At 64.8% G+C, this 21,406-nt stretch carries 19 protein-coding genes; 11 read left to right on the top strand and 8 right to left on the bottom strand.

The window, feature by feature from the left end:
* The first annotated feature begins 4 nt into the window (after positions 1–4).
* From P3C39_RS09910 to P3C39_RS09900, 3 genes are read left to right on the top strand one after another with little or no spacing between them, the layout of a single operon-like run.
* Positions 5–1,609, top strand: a complete 1,605-nt coding sequence (locus tag P3C39_RS09910) for a heme biosynthesis protein HemY (RefSeq protein ID WP_063173337.1) — start codon at positions 5–7, stop codon at positions 1,607–1,609.
* A 36-nt stretch (positions 1,610–1,645) separates the two neighbouring features.
* The gene (locus P3C39_RS09905; RefSeq protein ID WP_013528912.1) at positions 1,646–2,125 is read left to right on the top strand and encodes a TerB family tellurite resistance protein; all 480 of its coding nucleotides are present in this window, start codon (positions 1,646–1,648) and stop codon (positions 2,123–2,125) included.
* A 15-nt stretch (positions 2,126–2,140) separates the two neighbouring features.
* Entirely contained in the window at positions 2,141–2,854 is a 714-nt protein-coding gene (locus P3C39_RS09900; RefSeq protein WP_013528913.1) for a glutamine amidotransferase, read from the top strand.
* Positions 2,855–2,954: 100 nt separating this feature from the next.
* Here the strand turns inward: P3C39_RS09900 and P3C39_RS09895 are convergent, their stop codons facing one another.
* From P3C39_RS09895 to P3C39_RS09860, 8 genes are all read right to left on the bottom strand, one after another.
* A complete protein-coding gene (locus tag P3C39_RS09895; protein ID WP_024503037.1) occupies positions 2,955–3,263 on the bottom strand; it encodes an NIPSNAP family protein in 309 nt (102 codons plus the stop codon).
* Positions 3,264–3,314: 51 nt separating this feature from the next.
* Positions 3,315–4,553, bottom strand: a complete 1,239-nt coding sequence (locus P3C39_RS09890; RefSeq protein WP_013528915.1) for an MFS transporter — start codon at positions 4,551–4,553, stop codon at positions 3,315–3,317.
* 163 nt (positions 4,554–4,716) lie between these two features.
* Positions 4,717–5,817: a pyridoxal phosphate-dependent aminotransferase gene (locus tag P3C39_RS09885; RefSeq protein WP_275953448.1), complete on the bottom strand. Its 1,101-nt coding sequence runs from the start codon at positions 5,815–5,817 to the stop codon at positions 4,717–4,719.
* 223 nt (positions 5,818–6,040) lie between these two features.
* Entirely contained in the window at positions 6,041–6,502 is a 462-nt protein-coding gene (locus P3C39_RS09880; RefSeq protein WP_013528917.1) for a MucR family transcriptional regulator, read from the bottom strand.
* 216 nt (positions 6,503–6,718) lie between these two features.
* Positions 6,719–7,438 carry an ROK family protein gene (locus P3C39_RS09875; RefSeq protein ID WP_013528918.1) on the bottom strand — a complete coding sequence of 240 codons (720 nt, stop codon included), beginning with the start codon at positions 7,436–7,438 and terminating at the stop codon, positions 6,719–6,721.
* A gap of 13 nt (positions 7,439–7,451) precedes the next feature.
* Positions 7,452–8,828, bottom strand: a complete 1,377-nt coding sequence (zwf, locus tag P3C39_RS09870) for a glucose-6-phosphate dehydrogenase (protein WP_024504766.1) — start codon at positions 8,826–8,828, stop codon at positions 7,452–7,454.
* 22 nt (positions 8,829–8,850) lie between these two features.
* Positions 8,851–9,864 (bottom strand): phosphogluconate dehydrogenase (NAD(+)-dependent, decarboxylating), encoded by a 1,014-nt coding sequence (gene gnd, locus P3C39_RS09865; RefSeq protein WP_013528920.1) that lies wholly within the window; start codon positions 9,862–9,864, stop codon positions 8,851–8,853.
* A 34-nt stretch (positions 9,865–9,898) separates the two neighbouring features.
* Positions 9,899–12,331 carry a glucan 1,4-alpha-glucosidase gene (locus P3C39_RS09860; protein WP_275953449.1) on the bottom strand — a complete coding sequence of 811 codons (2,433 nt, stop codon included), beginning with the start codon at positions 12,329–12,331 and terminating at the stop codon, positions 9,899–9,901.
* A 323-nt stretch (positions 12,332–12,654) separates the two neighbouring features.
* On the opposite strand from P3C39_RS09860, the gene P3C39_RS09855 reads away from it, so the two are divergent.
* From P3C39_RS09855 to P3C39_RS09820, 8 genes are all read left to right on the top strand, one after another.
* Positions 12,655–13,935 carry a histidine kinase gene (locus tag P3C39_RS09855; RefSeq protein WP_013528922.1) on the top strand — a complete coding sequence of 427 codons (1,281 nt, stop codon included), beginning with the start codon at positions 12,655–12,657 and terminating at the stop codon, positions 13,933–13,935.
* Complete coding sequence (locus P3C39_RS09850; protein WP_027163049.1) at positions 13,935–14,657, top strand: response regulator transcription factor; 723 nt, start codon at positions 13,935–13,937, stop codon at positions 14,655–14,657. The genes P3C39_RS09855 and P3C39_RS09850 overlap by 1 nt, the downstream gene beginning before the upstream one ends.
* 114 nt (positions 14,658–14,771) lie before the next feature.
* Positions 14,772–15,740, top strand: coding sequence for a YihY/virulence factor BrkB family protein (locus tag P3C39_RS09845; protein ID WP_275953450.1), 969 nt, complete (start codon positions 14,772–14,774; stop codon positions 15,738–15,740).
* Between the two features lie 195 nt (positions 15,741–15,935).
* Complete coding sequence (locus P3C39_RS09840) at positions 15,936–16,826, top strand: SMP-30/gluconolactonase/LRE family protein (protein ID WP_275953451.1); 891 nt, start codon at positions 15,936–15,938, stop codon at positions 16,824–16,826.
* Between the two features lie 96 nt (positions 16,827–16,922).
* A complete protein-coding gene (locus P3C39_RS09835; RefSeq protein ID WP_127371241.1) occupies positions 16,923–17,936 on the top strand; it encodes an ABC transporter substrate-binding protein in 1,014 nt (337 codons plus the stop codon).
* Between the two features lie 49 nt (positions 17,937–17,985).
* Positions 17,986–19,455 carry a sugar ABC transporter ATP-binding protein gene (locus P3C39_RS09830; protein ID WP_275953452.1) on the top strand — a complete coding sequence of 490 codons (1,470 nt, stop codon included), beginning with the start codon at positions 17,986–17,988 and terminating at the stop codon, positions 19,453–19,455.
* A 1-nt stretch (position 19,456) separates the two neighbouring features.
* Entirely contained in the window at positions 19,457–20,437 is a 981-nt protein-coding gene (locus P3C39_RS09825; RefSeq protein WP_024504757.1) for an ABC transporter permease, read from the top strand.
* Between the two features lie 3 nt (positions 20,438–20,440).
* Positions 20,441–21,388 (top strand): ABC transporter permease, encoded by a 948-nt coding sequence (locus P3C39_RS09820; protein WP_275953453.1) that lies wholly within the window; start codon positions 20,441–20,443, stop codon positions 21,386–21,388.
* Positions 21,389–21,406: the final 18 nt, after the last annotated feature.

Raw genomic sequence — 21,406 nt, 5'->3', positions numbered from 1 at the left:
CACAATGATCCGCCTGCTCGCCTTCCTCATCGTCGTTTTCGCGCTCGGGCTGGGCTTTGCCTGGCTGGCCGACCGGCCGGGCGACATGGTCGTCACTTTCAACGGCTATCAATACCAGGTCAGTCTGATGGTGGCGGCGGTGGCTGTCGTTGCCGTGGTCGCTGCGGTGATGATCCTGTGGTGGCTGCTCAAGGCGCTGTGGAACAGCCCCTACACCATCTCGCGCTATTTCCGTGTCCGCCGCCGCGATCGTGGCTATCAGGCGCTGTCGACCGGCATGATTGCCGCCGGCGCCGGTGATGGCGCGCTGGCCCGCAAGAAGACCAAGGAAGCCGCCAAGCTGATCCGTTCCGACCAGGAGCCGCTGATCCACCTGCTCGAAGCGCAGGCGTCGCTGCTCGAAGGCGATCATGAAGGCGCGCGGCAGAAATTCGAGAGCATGCTCGACGATCCCGAAATGCGGCTGCTGGGTTTGCGCGGGCTTTATCTGGAAGCCGAACGGCTCGGCGACCGCAACGCCGCCAGGCATTATGCCGGCCGCGCCGCCGCTGTGGCGCCGCAACTGGCCTGGGCGGCGGAATCGACGCTGGAAGAGCTGACCGCGCGCGGCGACTGGGACGGCGCCCTGAAACTGGTCGACGCGCAGAAAGCGACACGGCAGATCGAACGCGATGCCGCCAACCGCCGCCGCGCCGTGCTGCTGACCGCCAAGGCGCAGGCGCTTGCCGACAGCGATCCCGCCGCCGCCAGAACTGCGGCGATCGAGGCCAACAAGCTCAGGCCCGATTTCGCGCCTGCCGCCGTGGCCGCCGCGGCCGCACTGTTCAAGCAGAACGATGTGCGCAAGGGCTCGAAAATCCTCGAGGCGGCTTGGAAGGCCGAGCCGCATCCGGAGATCGCCGAGCTCTATACCCATGCAAGGCCGGGCGACGCGGTGCTCGACCGCCTCAACCGGGCGAAGAAGCTGCAGGAGATGAAGAAGAACCACGCCGAATCGTCGATGACGGTGGCGCGCGCCGCGCTCGACGCGCAGGATTTCGCGACCGCCCGCCGCGAGGCCGAGGCGGCGATCCGGATGGACCGTCGCGAGGGCGCCTATCTGCTGCTCGCCGACATCGAGGAGGCCGAGACCGGCGATCAGGGCAAAGTTCGGCAGCTGCTGTCCAGGGCGCTGCGGGCGCCGCGCGATCCGGCCTGGGTCGCAGACGGCGTGGTATCGGAACGCTGGGCTCCGGTATCGCCGATCACCGGCCGGCTCGACGCCTTCGAGTGGCGCGCGCCGATGGAGCGGCTTGGCCAGTTGATCGACAGCCATGATGACGCGCCAGCGGGTGCGGCACCGGTTATTGAAGCATTGGCAAAGCCGACGAGCGAAAAAAGGCCGATCGAAGTGATCGACGACGCCGGTGGCGAGACGTCGGCGGGCAAGCAAGCTGAAAGTCGCGAAGAAGATCATGTCAGGCCGATCACGGCAGCGGCCTTCGCCGCGGTGCCGAGCGATGCCGAAGGCGTCGAGCCGGCCGAGGAGCTTGCGCGGCTGCCGGACGATCCCGGCGTCGATCCGGACGAGGAAGCGGAGAAATCGCCGCGCCGGTTTCGGTTGTTTTGAGTTGGGCAGGCCGTCAGGCCGTTGGGGTATGGATCTATGTTTGAACGCGTTCTGTCGTTTCTCAGGGATTTGCCGGCCGGTGCCGGCACGCATGCCAGCACGGACGATCCGCGTGTCGCCGCCTCGGCGCTGCTCTACCATGTGATGAACGCCGATGGCGTGCGCCAGGATGTCGAGTGGGAGCGGTTCAAGGCGGTGCTGGCCGAGAGCTATTCGATCAGTGGCGCGGAACTCGAAGCGTTGGCCGCTGCCGGCGAGCGGGCCGACAATGAGGCGATCGATCTCTACGCCTTCACCAGCGTCCTGAAGCGCCATCTCGATGCCGATGCGCGCAAGGCTTTCATCGGCCTGATGTGGGAAATCGTCTATGCCGACGGCGAGTTGCACGAGCTCGAGGACAACACCGTCTGGCGCGTCGCCGAGCTGATCGGCGTCGAACGCCACGATCGCGTCGAGGCGCGCCGCAAGGCGGCGGCGCACGCGCCCGGCGCCACCGGAACATCGAGCGACGAATAGGATCTTCGCCTTCCCATGCCACGCCAGACGAGTTCGAAGCCAAAGATCCTGATCGTGCTGCATCAGGAGAGTTCGAGCCCGGGACGTGTCGGCCATATGTTGCTGGAAGAAGGTTTCGATCTCGACATCCGCCGGCCGCCGCTTGGCGACGCCTTGCCCGAAACACTGGACGACCACGCCGGCACGGTGGTGTTCGGCGGCCCGATGAGCGCCAATGACGACGACGAGTTCGTCCGCCGCGAGACCAACTGGCTGGAAATACCGCTGAGGGAGAACCGGCCATGTCTCGGCATCTGTCTCGGCGCGCAGATGCTGGTCAACTGTCTCGGCGGCAAGGTCGAGGGTCATGGTGAAGGGCTGGTCGAGGTTGGCTGGTATCCCCTGAAGGCGACCGAAGCCGGCAAGCAACTGATGCACTGGCCGGAGATGGTCTACCAGTTCCACCGCGAGGGTTTTTCGCTGCCCAGGGACGCGACGCTGCTGGCGACGGCCGAAACCTATCCCAACCAGGCCTTCCGCTACGGCGACAATGCCTGGGGCATCCAGTTCCATGGCGAACTGACCAGGGTGATGATGCAGCGCTGGGTGGTGCGCGGCGCGCATCGCTTCGAATTGCCCGGTGCCCAGCCCGGCCGCGATCATCTCGGCGGCCGGCTGATCTGGGACATGCATCTCAAGCGCTGGCTGGACGAGTTTTTGCGGATGATCTTCGGCAAGCCGAGCAGATAGCTGAACCGTCGTCTGAACGGATTTCAGGCGACCCGCTTTAGGTCTTTGTCTTCATGCATGTCGTTCTCCCAAAACCGGGGCCACTTTTGGGCGACATGCATTAAGGTTCGAGCACCGGCCGCAGGAAGCTGCGCTCGTAGCTGAGAATGCTGCGATTGCGTTTTTCCATTTCGAACACTTCCTGGCATTCCGGGTCGGCAGCCATCCGTTTGCGATAGTCCTCGTAGTCGGCAAGGCTCGGGAAGCTGAACATGGCATAGGCGATGTTGCTCGCCCCCTCGCTCGGAAGGAAATAGCCGTGATGGTTTCCGCCGAGGCGGTTGACCAGAGCTATCCAGCGACGACCATAATCTTCGAACTCGGCAAGCTTGTAGGGGTCGATGACGTATTTCAGGTAGCAAGTGATCATGAGAGCTCCTGTGGCATGGGCTAGGCATGTCGGCTGTCAACCGTGGGAAGATCAGTTGCGCCCGTTGAGGTGGCGCACCTTGCGCAGTTGCGGGAACAGCACCACCCACAGGCCCGCGACGGCGATGGCGCCGATGCCGCCGATCACCACGGCCGGCACCGTGCCGATCAGCGCGGCCATCGTGCCGGCCCGGAATTCGCCGACCTCGTTGGAGGCGCCGACAAAGACCTGGTTGACGGCGTTCACGCGGCCGCGCACCTCGTCGGGCGTCCACAGCTGGATCAGCGTCTCCCTGATGTAGACGCTGAACATATCGGTGGCGCCAAGGAAGACCAATGCCACGATCGACAGCCAGGTGATGGTCGACAGGCCGAAAACCACGGTGAAGGCGCCGAACGAGGCTGCGGCGGCCAGCATGATCATGCCCGCGTGGTTGCGAAGTGGATGCCCGGCCAGCCAGATGGCGACGCAAATGGCGCCGATGCTGGGCGCCGAGCGCAGCAGGCCGAGGCCCCACGGGCCGAGCTGGAGGATGTCGCGCGCATAGACCGGCAGCAGCGCCGAGGCGCCGGACAGAAGCACGGCGAACAGATCGAGCGAGATGGCGCCGAGCACGATCTTCTCGCTCCAGATATAGCTGAACCCGCCGAGCAGGTGCTGCATCGTCGGCTTGTCCGACTCGGTGCGCTGCGACGGCTTCGGGATGGTGAAGATCAGCAGCCCGGACACAAGCATCAGGACAGCGGCGGTTCCGTAGGCCGCTTCCGGCGACACGCCGTAGAGCAGGCCGCCGGCGACGGGTCCGACGATGGTCGCCGTCTGCCAGGCCGATGAATTCCAGGCGATGGCGTTGGCGAAATCCTGAGGCGGCACCAGATTGGCGAACAGCGAGGCCGAGGCCGGACCGAAGAAGGCGCGGGCGACGCCGAACATGGCAAGCACGCAGAAGATCGGCAGCGGCCCGCTGATGCCGCGCAGCGCCAGGAACAGCAGCGCCAGCGCGCACATCGCCTCCACCACGACCGCCAGCGCCATGATCAGGCGGCGGCCGAAGCGGTCGGCGACGACACCGGTGACCAGCACCAGAAGCAGCGACGGCAGGAATTGGACGATGCCGACCAGGCCGAGATCGAGCGGGTCGCGGGTCAAATCGTACATCTGCCAGCCGACCGCGACGGACACGATCATGGTGGCGAATGTGGTGAGGAAACGCGCCGCCCAATAACTCAGGAAGGAGCGGTGGCGGAACGCGGCATAGCGCTGGTCCGGTGATATCTGTTCGGCGGTCATGATTTTAAGAGGCCCCATTGCAGTGGCGTCAGCTGGCGGGGCACTTCCACGATGGGCGCTGGTCCGGCTGGCGGAACTTTTAGCTCAGTTCGCCGCGGATATGCGTCAGAATCAGTGCTGGATCAAGGAATTTTCAGCCTGCTCCACCGCCGGCACGCGGAAGTTACTGCCGCAGCGCGACGGAGATGGCGTCGAGGCCGCCGCGCAATTCGGCTTCCGTCGGCCAGCCGAAGCCGACGCGGAAGAAGCGTTTTTCCATCTCGAACCAGTGGCCGGGTCCGACATAGGTTCCGTGGTTCTCCAGCAGGTTCGCATAGAACCGGTTGAGGTCGAAGCCGGGTTCGACATCGAGGCGCGGGAAGCCGACGACACCGCCTTCGGGCCTGATCCAGTCGACCAGCGGTTCGCGGTCGATCCAGGCCTGGACGATGTCGCGGCGCTTGGCCATTTCGGGCAGCAGTGTCGCCAGGAAGGCGTCCCGGCGCTCGAGCATGCCGCGGGCAATGCCTTCGTCGATGACGCTGCCGCAGATGCCGATCTGCTCCTTTGCGGCGAGGAATTTTTCCTGAAGCACCGCATCCCTGGTGATCAGCCAGCCGATGCGGATGCCGGGAATGCCGAAGGCCTTGGACAATGACGAGACGCTGATCGCCTTCGGGCTCAGTGAGGCAGCCGTCGGCAGCCGCCTGCCGTAGGAGAGGTCGCGATAGGTCTCGTCGACCAGCAGACGGCAGTTGCTGCTTTCGGCAAGCGCCACCAGCGCATCGAGCTCGGCTCGGCTCATCATCGTGCCGGTCGGGTTGTGCGGGCAGGTGACGCTGATCAGCTTCGTGTCCGGCCGAATCGCGGCCTTGACGCGTTCGACGTCGATGGCGAAGCCTTCCTCGAAGGCCAGGTCGACAAAGCTGATGGCGCAGCCGATCGCCCTTGGGGTTTCGATGTTGGCGGCGTAGTTGGGCCGGATGACGACGAGATGGTCGTTGGCCGACAAAAGCGAGGTCGAGATGATGAACAGCGCGCCGGCGGCACCGGCGGTGACCAGGACATCATCCGGCGAAATGCCGGCATCCTGCGCCGATATCAGTGCACGCAACTGCTTGTCGCCGCGATGCTCGCCATAGAAAAGCGTGAGATCGGGCAGCGACAGGCCGATGTCGGAGAGCTTCTGGTCGGCGATCGAGCTTTCGGAAAGATTGAAGCGGATACGGTCGTAGCCGTATTCTTCCGGCGCCTCTTTCTCGATCACCATCCTGGTGTAGTTCATGGCTCGCTCCCCGAGAGCAGTTCACCGTTTCACGGAAACGGCGACCCGCCCTAACTCCTAGATTTTACGCAATTCCGGACGGAAAACCGTTTCACACTTTTCCTGGAATTGCTCTAGGAACCCGTCCACCTATCCAAGCCATAAAAATAGGAAGCCTGCCAAGGCGAATTCGCCGGCAGGCTTCTGTTCCAGTCGTCCTAACTGTTGGCTCAGGACTGAATGTTCAGGCCGAGGCCTTGGCCTTCCTGCCCTTGGCGGGCGCCTTGACGGGGGCGGCCTTGCGGCCGAGGCCGATCGACTTCGCCAGCAGCGAACGCGAGGCCGCGTAGTTGGGAGCGACCATCGGATAGTCCGACGGCAAGCCCCATTTGGCGCGATAGGCGTCCGGCGTCAGGCCGAAATGCACACCGATGTGACGCTTCAGCGATTTGAACTTCTTGCCGTCTTCGAGGCAGATGATGAAATCGGGCGTCACCGACTTCTTGGGATTGACCGCCGGGACCAGCGGGGCAGCCACCGGGACCGCAGGCTTGCCGAGCCCGCTTATCGACGCGCTGACGCTGGCGATGAGGTCGGCCAGGCCGGAGGCAGGCAAGCGGTTCTTCTCGACGTAAGCGGACACGATGTGGGCGGTCAGCTCGAGCAGATCGATGTCTTTACGGGCACTGTTGCTATCGTCGGTCACTCTATTTCTCCGTCTACAGCGAATGACCTGAAAATCGGATTCGACTTCCGGAAAGGATCATGCGCGAAATCAAAATGCTATGGCGTCCTTCGTGCGTCCACGGGACGAATTGGCGTTGTTGTAGCGCGGAATTCCTAGTCGGCAAATCTGCGTATTGCAACGACTTGATGGCAGGTCACACGTTATTTTGAACAACTATATTAAACAATAACAGTATCAGACTATCAGCGCTTTGTCGCGCCACAAACGAAACCCGCCTTCGAAGGCGCGTGTGTTGTCGCCGCGCCTGGAGTCGGCGGGCAATTCATCGAGCTTGTCGACGTTGCCGCCGCCAATGACGACATAGTCAGGCTGCATGGCGGCACGGAGCCGGTCGACGACGTCGAAGACGTATTTGCGCCATTTCTTCTTGCCGCGCTTTTCCAGGCCGCGTTCGCCGACATAATCCTCGAAGCTCTTGCCCTTCTTGTAGGGCAGATGCGCGAGTTCCATCGGTTGGGCGACGTTGTCGGCAATCATCGCCGCACCGAGCCCGGTGCCGAGCCCGAGGAACAGCATGCGCCCGCCCTCGTAGCTGCCGATGGCCTGCATCAGCGCGTCATTGACCACTTTCACCGGTTTGCCGAACGCGCCCGCAAAGTCGAATCCAGCCCAGCCCTTGCCGAGATTGGCGGGGTCGGCGAGCGGCCTGTTGTGGTTGACCGGACCGGGATAGCCCATCGAGACGACGTCGTAGGACAGGCCTTCGGCGAGCTTCTTCACGGTATCGATCATCTGTTGCGGCGTCAGCCCTGGCCCCGAATCGGCGCGGCGCTCCGCGCCGCCGGCGCTGGTGAGGATCTTGACGTGCGAGCCGCCGATGTCGATCGTGAGCACGATCTTTTCAGCATCTGGCGTCTCGGTGCCCGATGCTGGTTGCTTCACTGCCTTGGCCATCGTGTGGTTCCTCTCACTTCACCGGATCGATCCAGCCATTGGGTGGTCCGAACCCGGCCATGACGTCCGCCGGTCCCCATGTCAGCGGCTCGTAGAGGTGCGGCGGCGTGGTGTCGCCAAGCACCGGGCCGACGATGCGCCAGGCCAGTTCGCTGGCGTCCTGGCGGGTGAACAGCTGGCCGTTGCCGTTCATGGCGTCGCCTATCAAGCGTTCATAGGGCGGCATGTCGCCCTTCGAGTCGTCGAGCGCCGTCAGTTCGACCTGCTCGCCGATCATGTCGTCGCCCGGCGCCTTGCGCTGTGCTCCGATGGCGATCACCACCTGTGGGTCGATGCGGAAGCGGACGTAGTTCTGGTCGGCGGGCTTGATCGGATCGAAGACATCGAGCGGCGGCCGCTTCAGCCGCACCACCACTTCGGTGACATGCACCGGCATGTTCTTGCCGGCGCGGATGAAAAACGGCACGTCCTGCCAGCGCCAGGTGTCGACGAAGAAACGCACCGCCGCGAAGGTCTCGACGGGCGAGTTCGGCGCCACGCCGGGTTCAGTGAGATAGCCGGTGAACTGGCCGCGCACGACATCGTCTTTGGTCAGCGTCCTGATCGCGCGCAGCACCTGCACCTTTTCGTCGATCAGATCGTCGGCGGAGCGGCCGACAGGCGGCTCCATGGCAAGCAGCAACAGGATGTTGAGCAGATGGTTCTCGATGACGTCCCTGATGCAGCCGACATCGTCATAGAAGCGGCCACGTCCCTCGACGCCGAAATCCTCAGCCATGGTGATCTGCACGCTCTCGACGTAGTTGCGGTTCCAGATCGGCTCGAGGAAGGAATTGGCGAAGCGGAAATAGAGCAGGTTCTGGATCGCTTCCTTGCCCAGGTAGTGGTCGATGCGGAAGATCGACTGCTCGTCGAACACCAGATGCAGGACCCGGTTCAGCCAGCGCGCCGATTGCAGATCGTGACCGAAGGGCTTTTCCACCATCAGCCGCGCGCCATGCGCGGTGCCCGACTGCTCCAGCCCCTGGACGACGGTCTCGAACATGGTCGGCGGCACCGCCATGTAATGCAGCGGTCGCTGTGCGGTGCCGAGCGCGCTCTTCAGTTTCTCGAACGTCGCTCCGTCACGGTAGTCGCCGCTGACGTAGCGCAGCAGCGAGGCAAATTTGGCGAAGGCTTTTTCGTCGATCTTGCCGAGCGCATTGACGATGCCGTCACGCGCGCGCGCCTGCAATTGCTTGAGGTCCCAGGCATCGAAGGCGACGCCGATCACCGGTTCGGTAAGCGTGCCCTTGGCGACCATCTGGTAAAGGGCTGGAAATATCTTCTTGTGGGCGAGGTCGCCGGTGGCCCCGAAGAGCACCAGCGTGTCGGACCGTTCCTGGCTCATGCGCGTGTCTCCCCCGCTGTCCTCACTTGCCGGCCTTCGGCTTCTCGACATGGCCGCCAAAGGCATAGCGCATGGCGGAGAGCAGCTTGTCGGCGAATTCGGATTCGCCCTGCGAGGAGAAGCGGTCGAACAGCGCCGAGGACAGCACCGGAGCCGGCACGCCGGTGTCGATGGCCGCCTTCAGCGTCCAGCGGCCTTCGCCGGAATCCGAAACGCGGCCGCCGAAATTCACCAGGCCCGGATCGCTTTTCAAGGCGCCGGCCGTCAGGTCGAGCAGCCAGGAGCCGATAACGCTGCCATGCCGCCAGACCTCGGCTACCTGGGGAAGGTCGATGTCGAACTGATAGTATTGCGGGTTTTCCAGCGGGCTGGTCTCGGCGTCCGCCGTCCGTTGCCGCTTGCCTGCATTGGCCGATTTCAGGATGTTCATGCCTTCGGCATAGGCGGCCATGACGCCATACTCGATGCCGTTGTGCACCATCTTGACGAAGTGGCCGGCGCCGCTCGGTCCGCAATGCAGGTAGCCGAAGGGCGCGGTCCCGGCATCCCTGGACGGATTGGAGCCGGCATCGGCGCCCGGTGCCAGCGTGGCGAAGATCGAATCGAGGTGCTGCACCGCCACGTCGGGACCGCCGATCATCAGGCAGTAGCCACGCTCCAGGCCCCAGACGCCGCCGCTGGTGCCGACATCGACAAGATGGATGCCCTTGCCGGCCAGTTTCGCGGCCTGGTCGACGGCGTCGTGATAATAGGAATTGCCGCCGTCGATGACGATGTCGCCGGGCTCCATCAGGGCCGCCACCTGGTCGATGATCCTGCCGGTGATCGCCGCCGGCAGCATCAGCCACACACAGCGCGGCTTGGCCAGCTTGCCGATGAATTCTTCCATCGAGGCCGCCCCTGCCGCGCCGTCGGTCACCAGGGCCGCGACGCTGGCCGGGTTGATGTCGTAGACGACGCATTCGTGGCCGTCGCGCATCAGGCGCCGGACCATGTTGGCGCCCATCCGGCCCAGTCCCATCATTCCGATCTGCATGGTTTCGTCCCTGTTTTCTAGGAGATTTGCGGGGTTATCGAGGGAAGGTCTGCTGGCTGTCCTGGTCGCCTGAGATGACGGAGAAGTCGACATTCTCCCAATCGCCGGTTCCGGGCCAGAAAAAAGTGAAGAGCAGGGTGCTTCCCTCGGGGAGGCTTGCCACGGGCAGATCGGCAAGGTGGATGCCGAAATCGTTCTCCACCGTCTGGCTGTCGTGGGCGGTCGCCCAGTTGTCGGTGCTCCAATGGACTGTAGCCGGGGCCAACAGTTCGACGCGCAACGTCTTGCCGGCCGGGACCGTGCGGATCTTGTTGTTGAACCGCCATGTTCTGAACGGCGATACGGTCTTGTCCTCGATATAGCGCTTGACGCCTTGCGGGGGCATGTCGAAGACCGCGCCGTCGCGCAGCGAGCGCAACAGCTTGATATGCTCCGAATGCGCCCAGACCAGCGGCATGGCGCTGCCCGAGGGGCGGCCGTGCAGCAGTTCGCGCTCCGGCATATCGGCGCCGTCCCAGACCTGCTCCGGCAACAGGCCGCCCGGTCCGGCCGAGCCTTCCAGCGCTGTCAGCAGGCTGGCTGCCTTTTCCCTACGCCCGGCCGCCAGCTCATAGTGGGCGCGTTCGCCGGCCAGCAGCGGCCAGGGGCGACCCTGGCCGGTGCCGTCGAAAGGTGCGCCATCTTCATGCTCGCCATAGCCGTCGCCGTTGTAGCGGTACCAGAGCGGCCCTTGCGGCAGATCGCAGCGCAATTGCGCGTCGATGACCTTGACCGTGTCTGTCATGCGCGGGTCGTCGGCCGCCCGCAGGCCGAAGCGGACAAGTGCAAGCGCATCCGGACTGACGATTTGCTCGGCCGGCCGGTCGGTGTCGCCGGGCGGCCGGTTCTTGATCGGAACATAGCCGTCCTTCGGCGAACCGGCCTCGGCGCCGTCGGGTGGTGCTATGCGGACATAGTAGCCGTCGACGCCGACTTGACCGCAGATCGCCGTGCCGGTGACGTAGGTCCAGCGCTCGACCTGGTCGTTCCAGACGTCTGATGTCTCGCGCAGATAGGTCGCCGCGTCCGGCTTGCCACAGGCGTCGAGCAGGTCGGCTGCGGCAAGCAGTGCGGCGATTTCGACGGCGAGCGTGAACGGGCTGTAGCCGGCATCCTCTTCCCAGCGGTCCTCGCCGGTGACCGGCCCGTTGCGCACGACGAAGCCGGCGGCGCGCTCGATCATCGGCAGAAGGACTGCGAGCCTGGCGTGCGGCAAATGGCCGGCGCGGTGCAAAGCTTCGGCCAGCAGCAGCGGAAAGGCGCATTCGTCCATCTGGATGCCGGGCCAATAGGCCGATCCGTCGAGCCAGGCGTTCTGCGGCCAGTGGCCATCCGGCTGCTGGATGGAGCCGAGATAGTCGAGGATTTGCAACGCCGAGGCGGCGTCGCCGGCAGCAAGAAAGCCGCCGGCCGTCTCGACCAGATCGCGCGGCCAGACCAGATGGTAGCCGCCGAGGTCGTCGTCGCCCTTGTCGAAGCCCCACGGGATCGACAGGCTGGCGACCGCGGCGCCCGGTGTGGCGATCGACCGGTGCGTCGCCAGTACCGCCGTCGAGACGCGATAGAAGTTGATCCCGGGCACCGCGTGCCGGTCGAGCGGCAGCAGGCCCTTTTGCCAGTTGCGCCAGTTCTGGAGGTAGGATTTCGCCGCGGGTTCAAAACCCTGCTTCAGGCTGGCGAAAGCATGTTCCGCGGCCTCCTCGGGCGTCGCGCCAAATCCCAGCGCCAGCAAAGCCTTGGTCCTGGCCGCGGAAAAGCCGATCTCGCCGGTCAGCGCGACATTGCCGTCCTCGGCCCGCTGGTACGCAGCATCGAGCTCACCTGTGTTGTGCAGTTGCTGCCAACCGTCGGAAAAACCGACATAGCCGGCCGAGCCGGTCCGCCAGGGCAGCGACGAGGCCAGCGCCAGGCAGGAGCCGCGCCCCGAGGCGAACAGCACGGGCTTTCCCTCGTGTTCGCCGACCCAGGCGGTGTTGCCCATGCCGGCATTGACCAGATGCGGCGCCAGAAGCGCGTAGACGCGATAGTCGTCAGCGACGCCCCTCAGCGCCGTGAAGGTGATTTCCTGCAGCAGCGCCGGGCGCGCCGGATCGGCGAGGATGCGCTTTTCGATCCGCCAGGCGCCGTCGTTCGCCGTGTTGACCAGCCGGTAGGCGGGTACGCCGTCCTCGAACGGTTCGATGCTGTGCGTGGCATCGCGCTTCTCTTCCGAGAAATAGCCGGCGGCGCCGGTGACGATCAGGCCGAGGTCGCGGGTGCAGGCACTGTCGACGCGCGAATAGTAGATTTCGTTGAGGATACCGTGGCTGATCGTGAACCAGATCCGGCCGGCCGGCGAAAGCGACGTTCCGACGCCGCTCTTGGCGCTTGACGTCCAGCGCGCCGGAATTCCCGGGGCGCCCGGAGCAACGTTTTGCGTCACTGGCATTCTGTTTCGGTCTCCTGGCCTCCTCCCTAGACCAGGACGCGAACCCTTTACAATCATTGCACCGCAAGTTGATCGGCGCCGACGGCAGGGCAACGAACTAGGGCTAACGGGTTTCTTCGGAGCTTTCGTCTGCGCTGACGGAGCAGCAAATGAAAAACCCGCCAGTGCGGCGGGTCACCGGCGCAAATCAGCACCATGGACGAAAATGTACCATAGCTGAGCTCACCGAGTCAAGAAAAAATTCCTATGACCAAAGGCACCGTCGTTGACAGCGGCGGCGGCATGCGTCCACTATTTCCCGGCACGGGAGGATCGTGAAAGCAATGGCGGAAGTGTCCCTGGTCCTGATCGACCGGCTGCTGGCGATATCGCGGGCGCTTGCCGGCCATATCGATCCCGGCACGGCGTTCCGCGCGACAGCCATCGAGATCGGCTCGCTCATCCCGCACGACCACATGGATCTGGCGGTGCTGTCGCATGATGGGCGCCGGCACGCCTGTTACGAAGCCGGCTTCCACACCAGCTGGAGCGAGCTTGCCCAGCATCCGCTGCCGACCGAAGTCAGCCCGATCCGCTCGGTGCTGTGGGGCGAAGTCCCCTATCTGCTCGCCGACGACGCGCTGAGCGACGAGCGGTTCCATTTCGCCACCGCTATCGATGGTCCGATCTTCGCCGCCAGGCTGCGCAGCCGCATCGTCGTGCCGCTCAGGGCGCGCGGCGGCATCATCGGCGCGCTCAACATCAGCCGGCACGAGGTCGACTGCTACACGCTTGCCGACGTCGCGGTCGCCCAACAATGCGCCGACCTGATCGCGCCCTACATCTTCGCGCTGATCCAGACCGAGGAGGCGCGCCGCGCCATGCTGGCCGAGAGCGAGGCGCGAAACCGCGTCGAGCTGCTGCGCGTCGGCGCCTCGCAATTGACCGAAGGCATGGAGCGCGAACGCCGGCGCATGGCCATGGACCTGCACGACCAGACGCTTGCCGATCTCGCCCGGATCGCGCGCCAGCTCTCGGCACTTCGCGGCCAGGGCGTGGCGCGGGCAGCACAGCTTGCCGATCTCGAAAAGGAGGTCGCCGGCTGCCTGACGGAACTGCGCCACATCGTCGACGACATGCGGCCGAGCGTGCTTGAACTGTTCGGCCTGCGCGATGCGGTCGAGGCGCATCTCAACCGCAGCGTCGCCAGGGCCAAGCCGCCGATCGCCGTGCGCATCGCCGACACCAGCGACGGCGGCGCCGACAGCCTGTCGGAGCCAGTGCGGACGGCGCTCTACCGGATCGTGCAGGAAGCGATCAACAATGCCGTTCGCCATGCCGCGCCGCACCGCATCGACGTGCTGCTGGCGTCGACCGCGAGCGTGCTGCGGGTGATCGTGACGGATGACGGCCAGGGCTGCGGCGCCGTTGACCCGGCCGCGTATGGCGGCATCGGCCATATGCACACGCGGGCAGCCCTTATCGGGGCGCGGCTGCGCATCGGCCAGGCCGGCCGCAAGAACGGCGGCACCCGTGTCGTCGTCGAGATCGACCGCCAGCCATCACGGGAACTGGCGGCGGCTGCAACAATGCCTGGCGAACTCGCCGTATCGGAGGCCATGTGATGCTTGTGATGATCGCCGAGAATGACGGGCTGCACCGTAGCTTCGCGCGGCGAACGGTGGAGCAATTGTGGCCCGGTGACGTCGAGGTGATCGAAGCGAGCGACGGCGAGGACGCCATCAACCTGGCGACTGAGCGCGAGCCACTGCATGTCGTGCTCGATTTGCAGATGCCGAAGGCGACGGGAATCGAAGTTGCCAGGGCGATCTGGAACCGCCGCGCCGGCACGCACATCCTGTTCTGGTCGAATTTCGCCGACGAAGCCTATGTGCGCGGCGTGGCGCGGATCGTCCCGCCCGGCTCTGTCTACGGTTATGTGCTGAAATCGGCAACGGAGGAAGGCATGCGGTCCGCCCTGCGCGGGGTTTTCCGCGAAGGCCACTGCATCATCGACCGCGAGATCCGCGGCATCCAGCATCGCGTTCAGGACAAGTTCGAGGGCATCACCGACGGCGAATATGAAAGCCTGATCGACATCGCGCTCGGCCTGACCGACCGGGCGATCGCGGCACGGCGCGGCCTGTCGATCCGTGGTGCGCAGAGCCGCATCAAGCACTGCTACGACAAGCTCGGCATCGTGCCGGCGGAGGACGGCACCGGCGATGCTTCCGTGTTCAACTCGCGGACGCGGGCGATCTATCTCGCCATGGCGCGCGGCCTGATCAACATCGACGCACTGCGCCGCGAACAGGACCGGCTCGACGCCTGGCTGGCGGAGCACTGAAACAGCGGCGGCCACAAGCCGGAACATCGGAAGGTCCGGCGCATTGCTAGTGAACGCCAACTCAACGCCTGCGGATCCGAAGTGCGACCCTCATTTGCAGATTCATGGCACCTGGTGCGCGAAAGCGTCGTCGGTTTCATCGACGACAATGCGCTCAGCCATGGTGCGGCGATGGCCTTTTATGCCGCCACCTCGCTGGCGCCGATCTTGCTGATCGTGGTTGCGATTGCTGGTCTCGTCTTCGGCCACGATGCCGCACAATTGGCCTTGTCCGCGCAGATATCAGGGCTGATGGGACCGGAAAGCGCCGATCTCCTCAAGACTGCGCTGGAAAGTGCATCCGGCAGGCTGTACGGCACCTGGGCCGCGATCATAGGGCTGGTCACCTTGCTGGTAGCCGCGTCTGGCGTCTTCGGCGAAATGCAGCAGTCGTTGAACACAATCTGGAAGATCGAACCGCAAGGCAATTCCCTGTCGCGTCTGGTGAGGGCACGGGCCGCCAGTCTGGGGTTGGTGGCCGCACTCGGGTTCCTGTTGCTGGTCTCTCTCATCGCAAGCGCCGCGATTTCGGCACTGGGCGCTTTCATCAACGCCCATCTGCCGTTCGGAACGATCATACTCAGCGGGATCAACGGCGTCGTTTCGTTTGTGCTTATCGCCGTGATGTTTGCCGCCATTTACAAGGTTTTGCCCGATCGAACCCTGGAATGGCGCGATGTGGCAATTGGCGCTGTCGGGACCGCGGCCTTGTTCACATTGGGAAAATCGCTTATCGGCTGGTATATCGGCACCAGCGCGATTGCGTCGTCGTATGGCGCCGCCGGCGGACTGCTCGTGATTTTGCTCTGGGTTTACTACTCGTCGGAGATTTTCCTCCTCGGCGCCGAGTTCACGCGCGCCTATTCCGTTCGCCACGGCAGCCGGTCCGATCTGAAAACCTTGGTTCACAGCCCTCTGCCCGCGCAGCACGACTCAGCTCGAACACAACAGGAGTCCAATGCTGCTGGCGTGGTCGTGCTTGTGGCGGTGGCGTGCGCGAGCGCAACCTTGACCGCGCTTTTGCGGAGTGTTCGCCGGCCCTGATCTGACGTGGCCGGTATTCTACGCTCGATAGGCACGGGCGACTGTGCAAATGCACAGTCGCCCGTGCGCTTTGACCCGTATCGGCTCGTCGGGACCGCGCCTACGCTCTGCCCCAACAAGAAGACTGTATCGGGAAGCGCTCATGCCATTCGTCACCATGCGGAGTAGCACGGCTGTTCGCGCCGGGAGCCGATGATGTCGGTGCCGGCGCGTGCGCGTCATTCCGGTTTCGACGATGTCGTCGGCGATGCGCCGATCGAAACGCTGGCGAGCGGCTTCGGCTTCCTCGAAGGGCCGGTCTGGCATCCCTATGAGAAATGGCTGGTCTTCTCCGACATTCCGGAAAGCCGGATGTATCGCCGCAGTGCCGAGGGCGAGATCGAGCTGTTCCGCGAGCCGAGCCACAAGGCCAATGGCAACACGCTGGACCGCCAGGGGCGGCTGGTCACCTGCGAGCACGCAACAAGCCGCGTGACCCGCGCCGAGCCCAACGGCAGCGCAACAGTGCTGGCCACGCACCATGAGGGCAAGCAGCTCAACAGCCCGAACGATATCGTCGTTGCCACCGGCGGATCGATCTACTTCACCGATCCGGGCTATGGCCGGAGGGAGTTCTATGGCGTGCCACGCCCGCAGGATCTGCCGTTCCAGGGCGTCTACCGCATCGATGGCGACGGCGCCCGGCTGACATTGCTGGCCGACGATTTCGGGCAGCCGAACGGGCTGTGCTTTTCGCTGGACGAGTCGCGGCTGTTCATCAACGACACCGAACGCGGGCACATCAGGGTGTTCGGCGTCGAAGCCAATGGCGACCTCAATGGCGGCGCGGTGTGGGCAGCAACCGAGGGCGAGGGGCCGGGAGCGCCCGACGGCATGAAGATCGACAGCCGCGGCAATCTTTACTGCACCGGACCCGGCGGCATCCACATTTTCGACGCGTCGGGCACCATTCTTGGCGTCATCCGGACGCCTGAAGATTGCGCGAATTTCACCTTCGGCGACGACGATTTGCAAAGCCTCTACATTGCCGCGTCGACGTCGCTGTACCGGCTCAGGGTGCGCGTGCCGGGATTGAGACTGTTTTGAGCTCGCGACAATCCGTGCTCAAATCAGAGTTGGGAGTGAGGCCGGGGTCAAAGCCGGTGGGAATGCAGCAGTCAACACATCTGGGAGGATAACGACATGAAGAAACTGTTCGTTCTGGGCGCTCTGGCGGCAATGCTCGCTTCGGGCACGGCGCTGGCCGACACCAGTGGCAAGAAGATTGCTTTTTCCAACAATTATGCCGGCAATTCCTGGCGGCAGGCGATGCTCGACAGCTATGGCATCGTCACCAAGAAGGCGGTCGCCGACAAGGTGGTCGGCGCGGCCGACATCTTCACCACCGCCGACAAGGAGGTGCCGACGCAAGCGGCGCAGGTGCAGAACCTGATCCTGCAGGGCTATGACGCGATCGTCATCAACGCTGCCTCGCCGGATGCGCTCAACGGCGCCATCAAGCAGGCCTGCGATGCCGGCATCACCGTCGTCTCCTTCGACGGCACCGTGACCGAGCCTTGCGCCTACCGTGTCGTCGTCGACTTCAAGGACATGGGCAAGCAGGAAGTCGAGCAGATGGCCAAGTTCCAGCCCAAGGGCGGCAATCTGCTTGAAATCCGCGGCCTTGCCGGCACCTCGATCGACGATGCCATCCATGCCGGCATCCTCGAAGGCGTCGCCGCCCATCCCGAGTTCAAGATCGTCGGTTCGGTGACCGGCGACTGGGACCAGACGACGGCGCAGAAGGCGGTGGCGACCATCCTGCCGTCGCTGCCCGACATCGTCGGCGTCGTCGATCAGGGCGGCGACGGTTACGGCGCCGCACAGGCCTTCGCCGCCGCCGGCAAGCCGCGCCCGACCATCATCATGGGCAACCGCCAGGACGAGCTGCAGTGGTGGAAGGAACAGAAGGAGAAGGACGGATACCAGACCTGGTCGGCATCAATCGCGCCCGGCGTGTCATCGCTCGCCTTCTGGGTGGCGCAGCAGGTGCTCGACGGCCGCACCGATATTCCGCACGACCTGCTGGTGCCGTATCTGGCCTTCACGCAGGACGATTTCGAGGCCGAGCTGCCAAAGATCCCCAAGGGCGGCGTCGCCAGCCACGAATACACGCAGGAAGACGCGATCGCGGCCATCAAAGCCAACATCAAGTGAGTGTCGGCCAAGCGTTGCCGTCCGTATCGCCAAGCGAGTATCGTTGAGCATGCCCAGGGGTAACGCTGACATCATCAGACTGAACGGCGCCGAAAAGCATTTCGGCGCCGTTCGCGCGCTGGGTGGCGTGGATTTTCACGTCGGACCCGGCGAATGCGTCGGGCTCGTCGGCCACAATGGCGCCGGCAAATCGACGCTGATGCACATGGTGGCGGGCACGCTGGTGCCCGACAGCGGGCAGATCGGCGTGCATGGCGACATCGAGGACAACTACTCGGTGTCGCGCGCGCAGCAGCTCGGCATACGCTGCGTCTTCCAGGAGCTGTCGCTGTGCCCCAATCTCAATGTCGCCGAGAACACACGCATCAACCACGCTTCGCTGCGTGGCTTCGGCTGGCGGCGCAAGGCGGCCGAGCTGATCGCCGCCAAGCTCGACGAGATCTTTCCGGGCCACAGCATCTCGGCGTCGGACATTGTCGGCGACCTGTCGATCGGCCGTCGCCAGATGGTCGAAGTGGCGCGCGCCTTCACCGTCACGCAGGATCGTCTCGACCTCGTCATCCTCGACGAGCCGACATCGTCGCTCGACGCGCATACGGCGGGCCAGTTGCTGGCCTTCGTGCGCCGCTTCGTCGCCGGCGGCAAAAGCTGCATCCTGATCTCGCATGTGCTGGGCGAGGTGCTGCGCAACGCCGACCGCATCGTGGTGATGCGCGACGGCAAGGTGGTTGTCGCCGACGCCGCCAGCGCCTTCGACCGTAACCGGCTGGTGACGGCGATGGGCGGCGCGGAAGCGCGCCAGAAGATCGCGGCGCAAATCGCTGCCGCCAAGCCCGCCGCCAGTCCGCTGAGGGTCCGGGCGCGGCCCGCCGCGCAGAAGGACGGCACCGACCTCGTCGCCTGCGCCGGGGAGATCATCGGCCTTGCCGGGCTGGCCGGACATGGCCAGACAGACCTGCTGCTGGCGATCTTTAGCGGGGCATCGCGCGCCCGGGCCGGCATCGAGGTGACAGCGCCGGTGGCGCTGGTCGCCGGCGACCGCCAGTCGGATGGCATCTTTCCGCAATGGTCGATTGCTGAGAACATCGGCATCCGCTCGCTGGCGCGGCTGCGCAGCGGGCTGCTGATCTCGCCGCAGCGTGAGGCCGAGCTTGCCGCATTTTGGCAGAAGAAGATCGGCATCCGTACGCCTGATATGAACAACAACATTTTCTCGCTATCGGGCGGCAACCAGCAGAAGGCGCTGTTTGCGCGTGCGCTCGGCTCGGATGCACAGATCGTGCTGATGGACGACCCGATGCGCGGCGTCGACATCGGCACCAAGCTGGAGGTCTACGACCTCGTGCGCGAGGAGGCTGCCCGCGGCCGTACCTTCCTCTGGTACACCACGGAAACCGAAGAGCTCGACAATTGCGACCACATCTATGTCTTCAAGAACGGCCGCATCGTCGCCAATCTGCGTCGCGACGAGTTGACCGAAGAGAAGATCATCCAGTCCTCCTTCGGCGATGCGGCCTGAGATGACGGCCGCCAGCCTCGACACCGCTGCCAGGACTTCCGCCGAGCGTGGCGCGCTGGCCCGCGCCCGCCTGCTGCGAGGACTGCTGCCGGCGCTGTCGCTGGCGCTGGTGCTGCTCGCCATCGCCTGGCTCAACCCGCGCGCCATCAGCTATTTCGGCTTCAGCCTGATGCTCAACCTGGCGATCCCGATCGCGCTGGCGACGATCGCGCAGATGTTCGTCATTGCCGGAAACGAGCTCGACCTGTCGATCGGCACTTTCGTCGGCTTCGTCGGCTGTGTCACCGCGACCTGGCTGAAGGACGCGCCGCTCATCGGCGCCGCCATCCTGCTCGGATCGATCGGCGTCTATGCGCTGCTCGGCGCACTGATCCATCTGCGCAACCTGCCGTCCATCGTGGTGACGCTCGGCATGAGCTTCGTCTGGCAGGGGCTCGCGATTCTCGTCCTGCCCAAACCGGGCGGCAAGGCGCCGGACTGGCTGCTCGGGCTGATGGCGTTCAAGCCGCCTTTTGTGCCGTTCCCGATCATTGCGGCGCTGCTGATCGGCCTCATCGTCCATTTCGGCCTGATGCGCACCTCCTACGGCGTGATCCTGCGCGGCTCGGGCGGCAATCCGGCGGCGCTCGGTCGCGCCGGCTGGTCGCTGCTCCGAACCAAGATCGTGCTGTTTGCGCTCGCCGGCCTGTTCGGCGTGCTGTCCGGTATGGCGCTGATCGGCATCACCACCTCGGCTGATGCCAATATCGGCAATGGCTACACGCTGCTGGCGATCGCCGGCGTCATCCTCGGCGGCGGCGAATTCGTCGGCGGCCGGGTGTCGCCGATCGGTGCGGTGATCGGCGCGCTGACGCTGGCGCTGGCCGCCTCGCCGCTGCTCACCTTCATGCACATCCCGCCCGACTGGCAGGTGGCCGCCAACGGCGCCATCCTGATCATCGTGCTGGCGGCGCGCGTGCTGATCAGCCGCAAGGAGAGGTGAGCGATGACATCGGTGAGACCGCTGCTTACCAAACCCTGGATCTGGTCGTTCCTCGGCGCGCTGCTGGTGTGGCTGGCGACGATCGCCTTCACCGGCGGCTATGGCGGGGGTGGCATGGTGACGGCAGCCCTTTCCCTGGCGGTATTCACCGTCATTGTCGGCGTCGGCCAGATGTTCGTCATCACGCTGGGACCAGGCAATGTCGACCTGTCGCTGCCGGCCAATATCGGCCTTGCCAGCGCCGTCGCGATGAAGGTGATGGACGGCAACGATTCCATGATCGCGGTTGGGCTTTTGGCGGCACTTGCCTGCGGGGCGGCGATCGGCGCCGCCAACTACCTGCTGATCTGGGCGCTGCGCATCCCGCCGATCATCGCCACGCTATCGGCCAGCTTCATCATCCAGTCGATCGACATCAGCTATGGCCGCGGGCTGCAGATCAAGCCGCCGCCGGGCTTCGCCGATTTTGCCAACTGGCAGGTGCTGGGCATTCCGGTGCTGGCGATCCTCACGGTATTGTTCACCGTCGGCGCGGCCATCGCGCTGCAGCGTATGATCTATGGCCGCTCGGTGCTGGCGATCGGCCAGAACATTCGCGCGGCGTGGCTGGCCGGCGTCAATGTCGGCCGCATCCGCTTCCTCACCTACACGCTGTCGGGCGCGCTCGGCGGCATCGACGGCGCGCTGCTCGCCGGCTATTTCCGCGGCGCCAATGTCGACATCGGCAACGAATATCTGCTGGCCTCGATCGCCGTCGTCGTCATTGGCGGCACGTCGGTCGCCGGCGGCAAGGCCAATGTCCCCGGCGTCTGGGGCGCGGCTTTGTTCCTGGTGCTGCTTTTGACCATGCTCAACACGTTTGGGGTGAGCGCCGGGGTGCGGTTGCTGCTGACGGGGCTGATCATCGTCGGGGTGATCACGGCGGCGGGCGGGCAGAAGGCGCTGCGGTAGCCTCCGCCTTCGTCGTCC

The organism is Mesorhizobium sp. XAP4 (assembly GCF_029269325.1).
GTDB classification, from domain to species: Bacteria; Pseudomonadota; Alphaproteobacteria; order Rhizobiales; family Rhizobiaceae; genus Mesorhizobium; species Mesorhizobium ciceri.
This window is presented reverse-complemented; position numbering and strand designations above follow the sequence as displayed.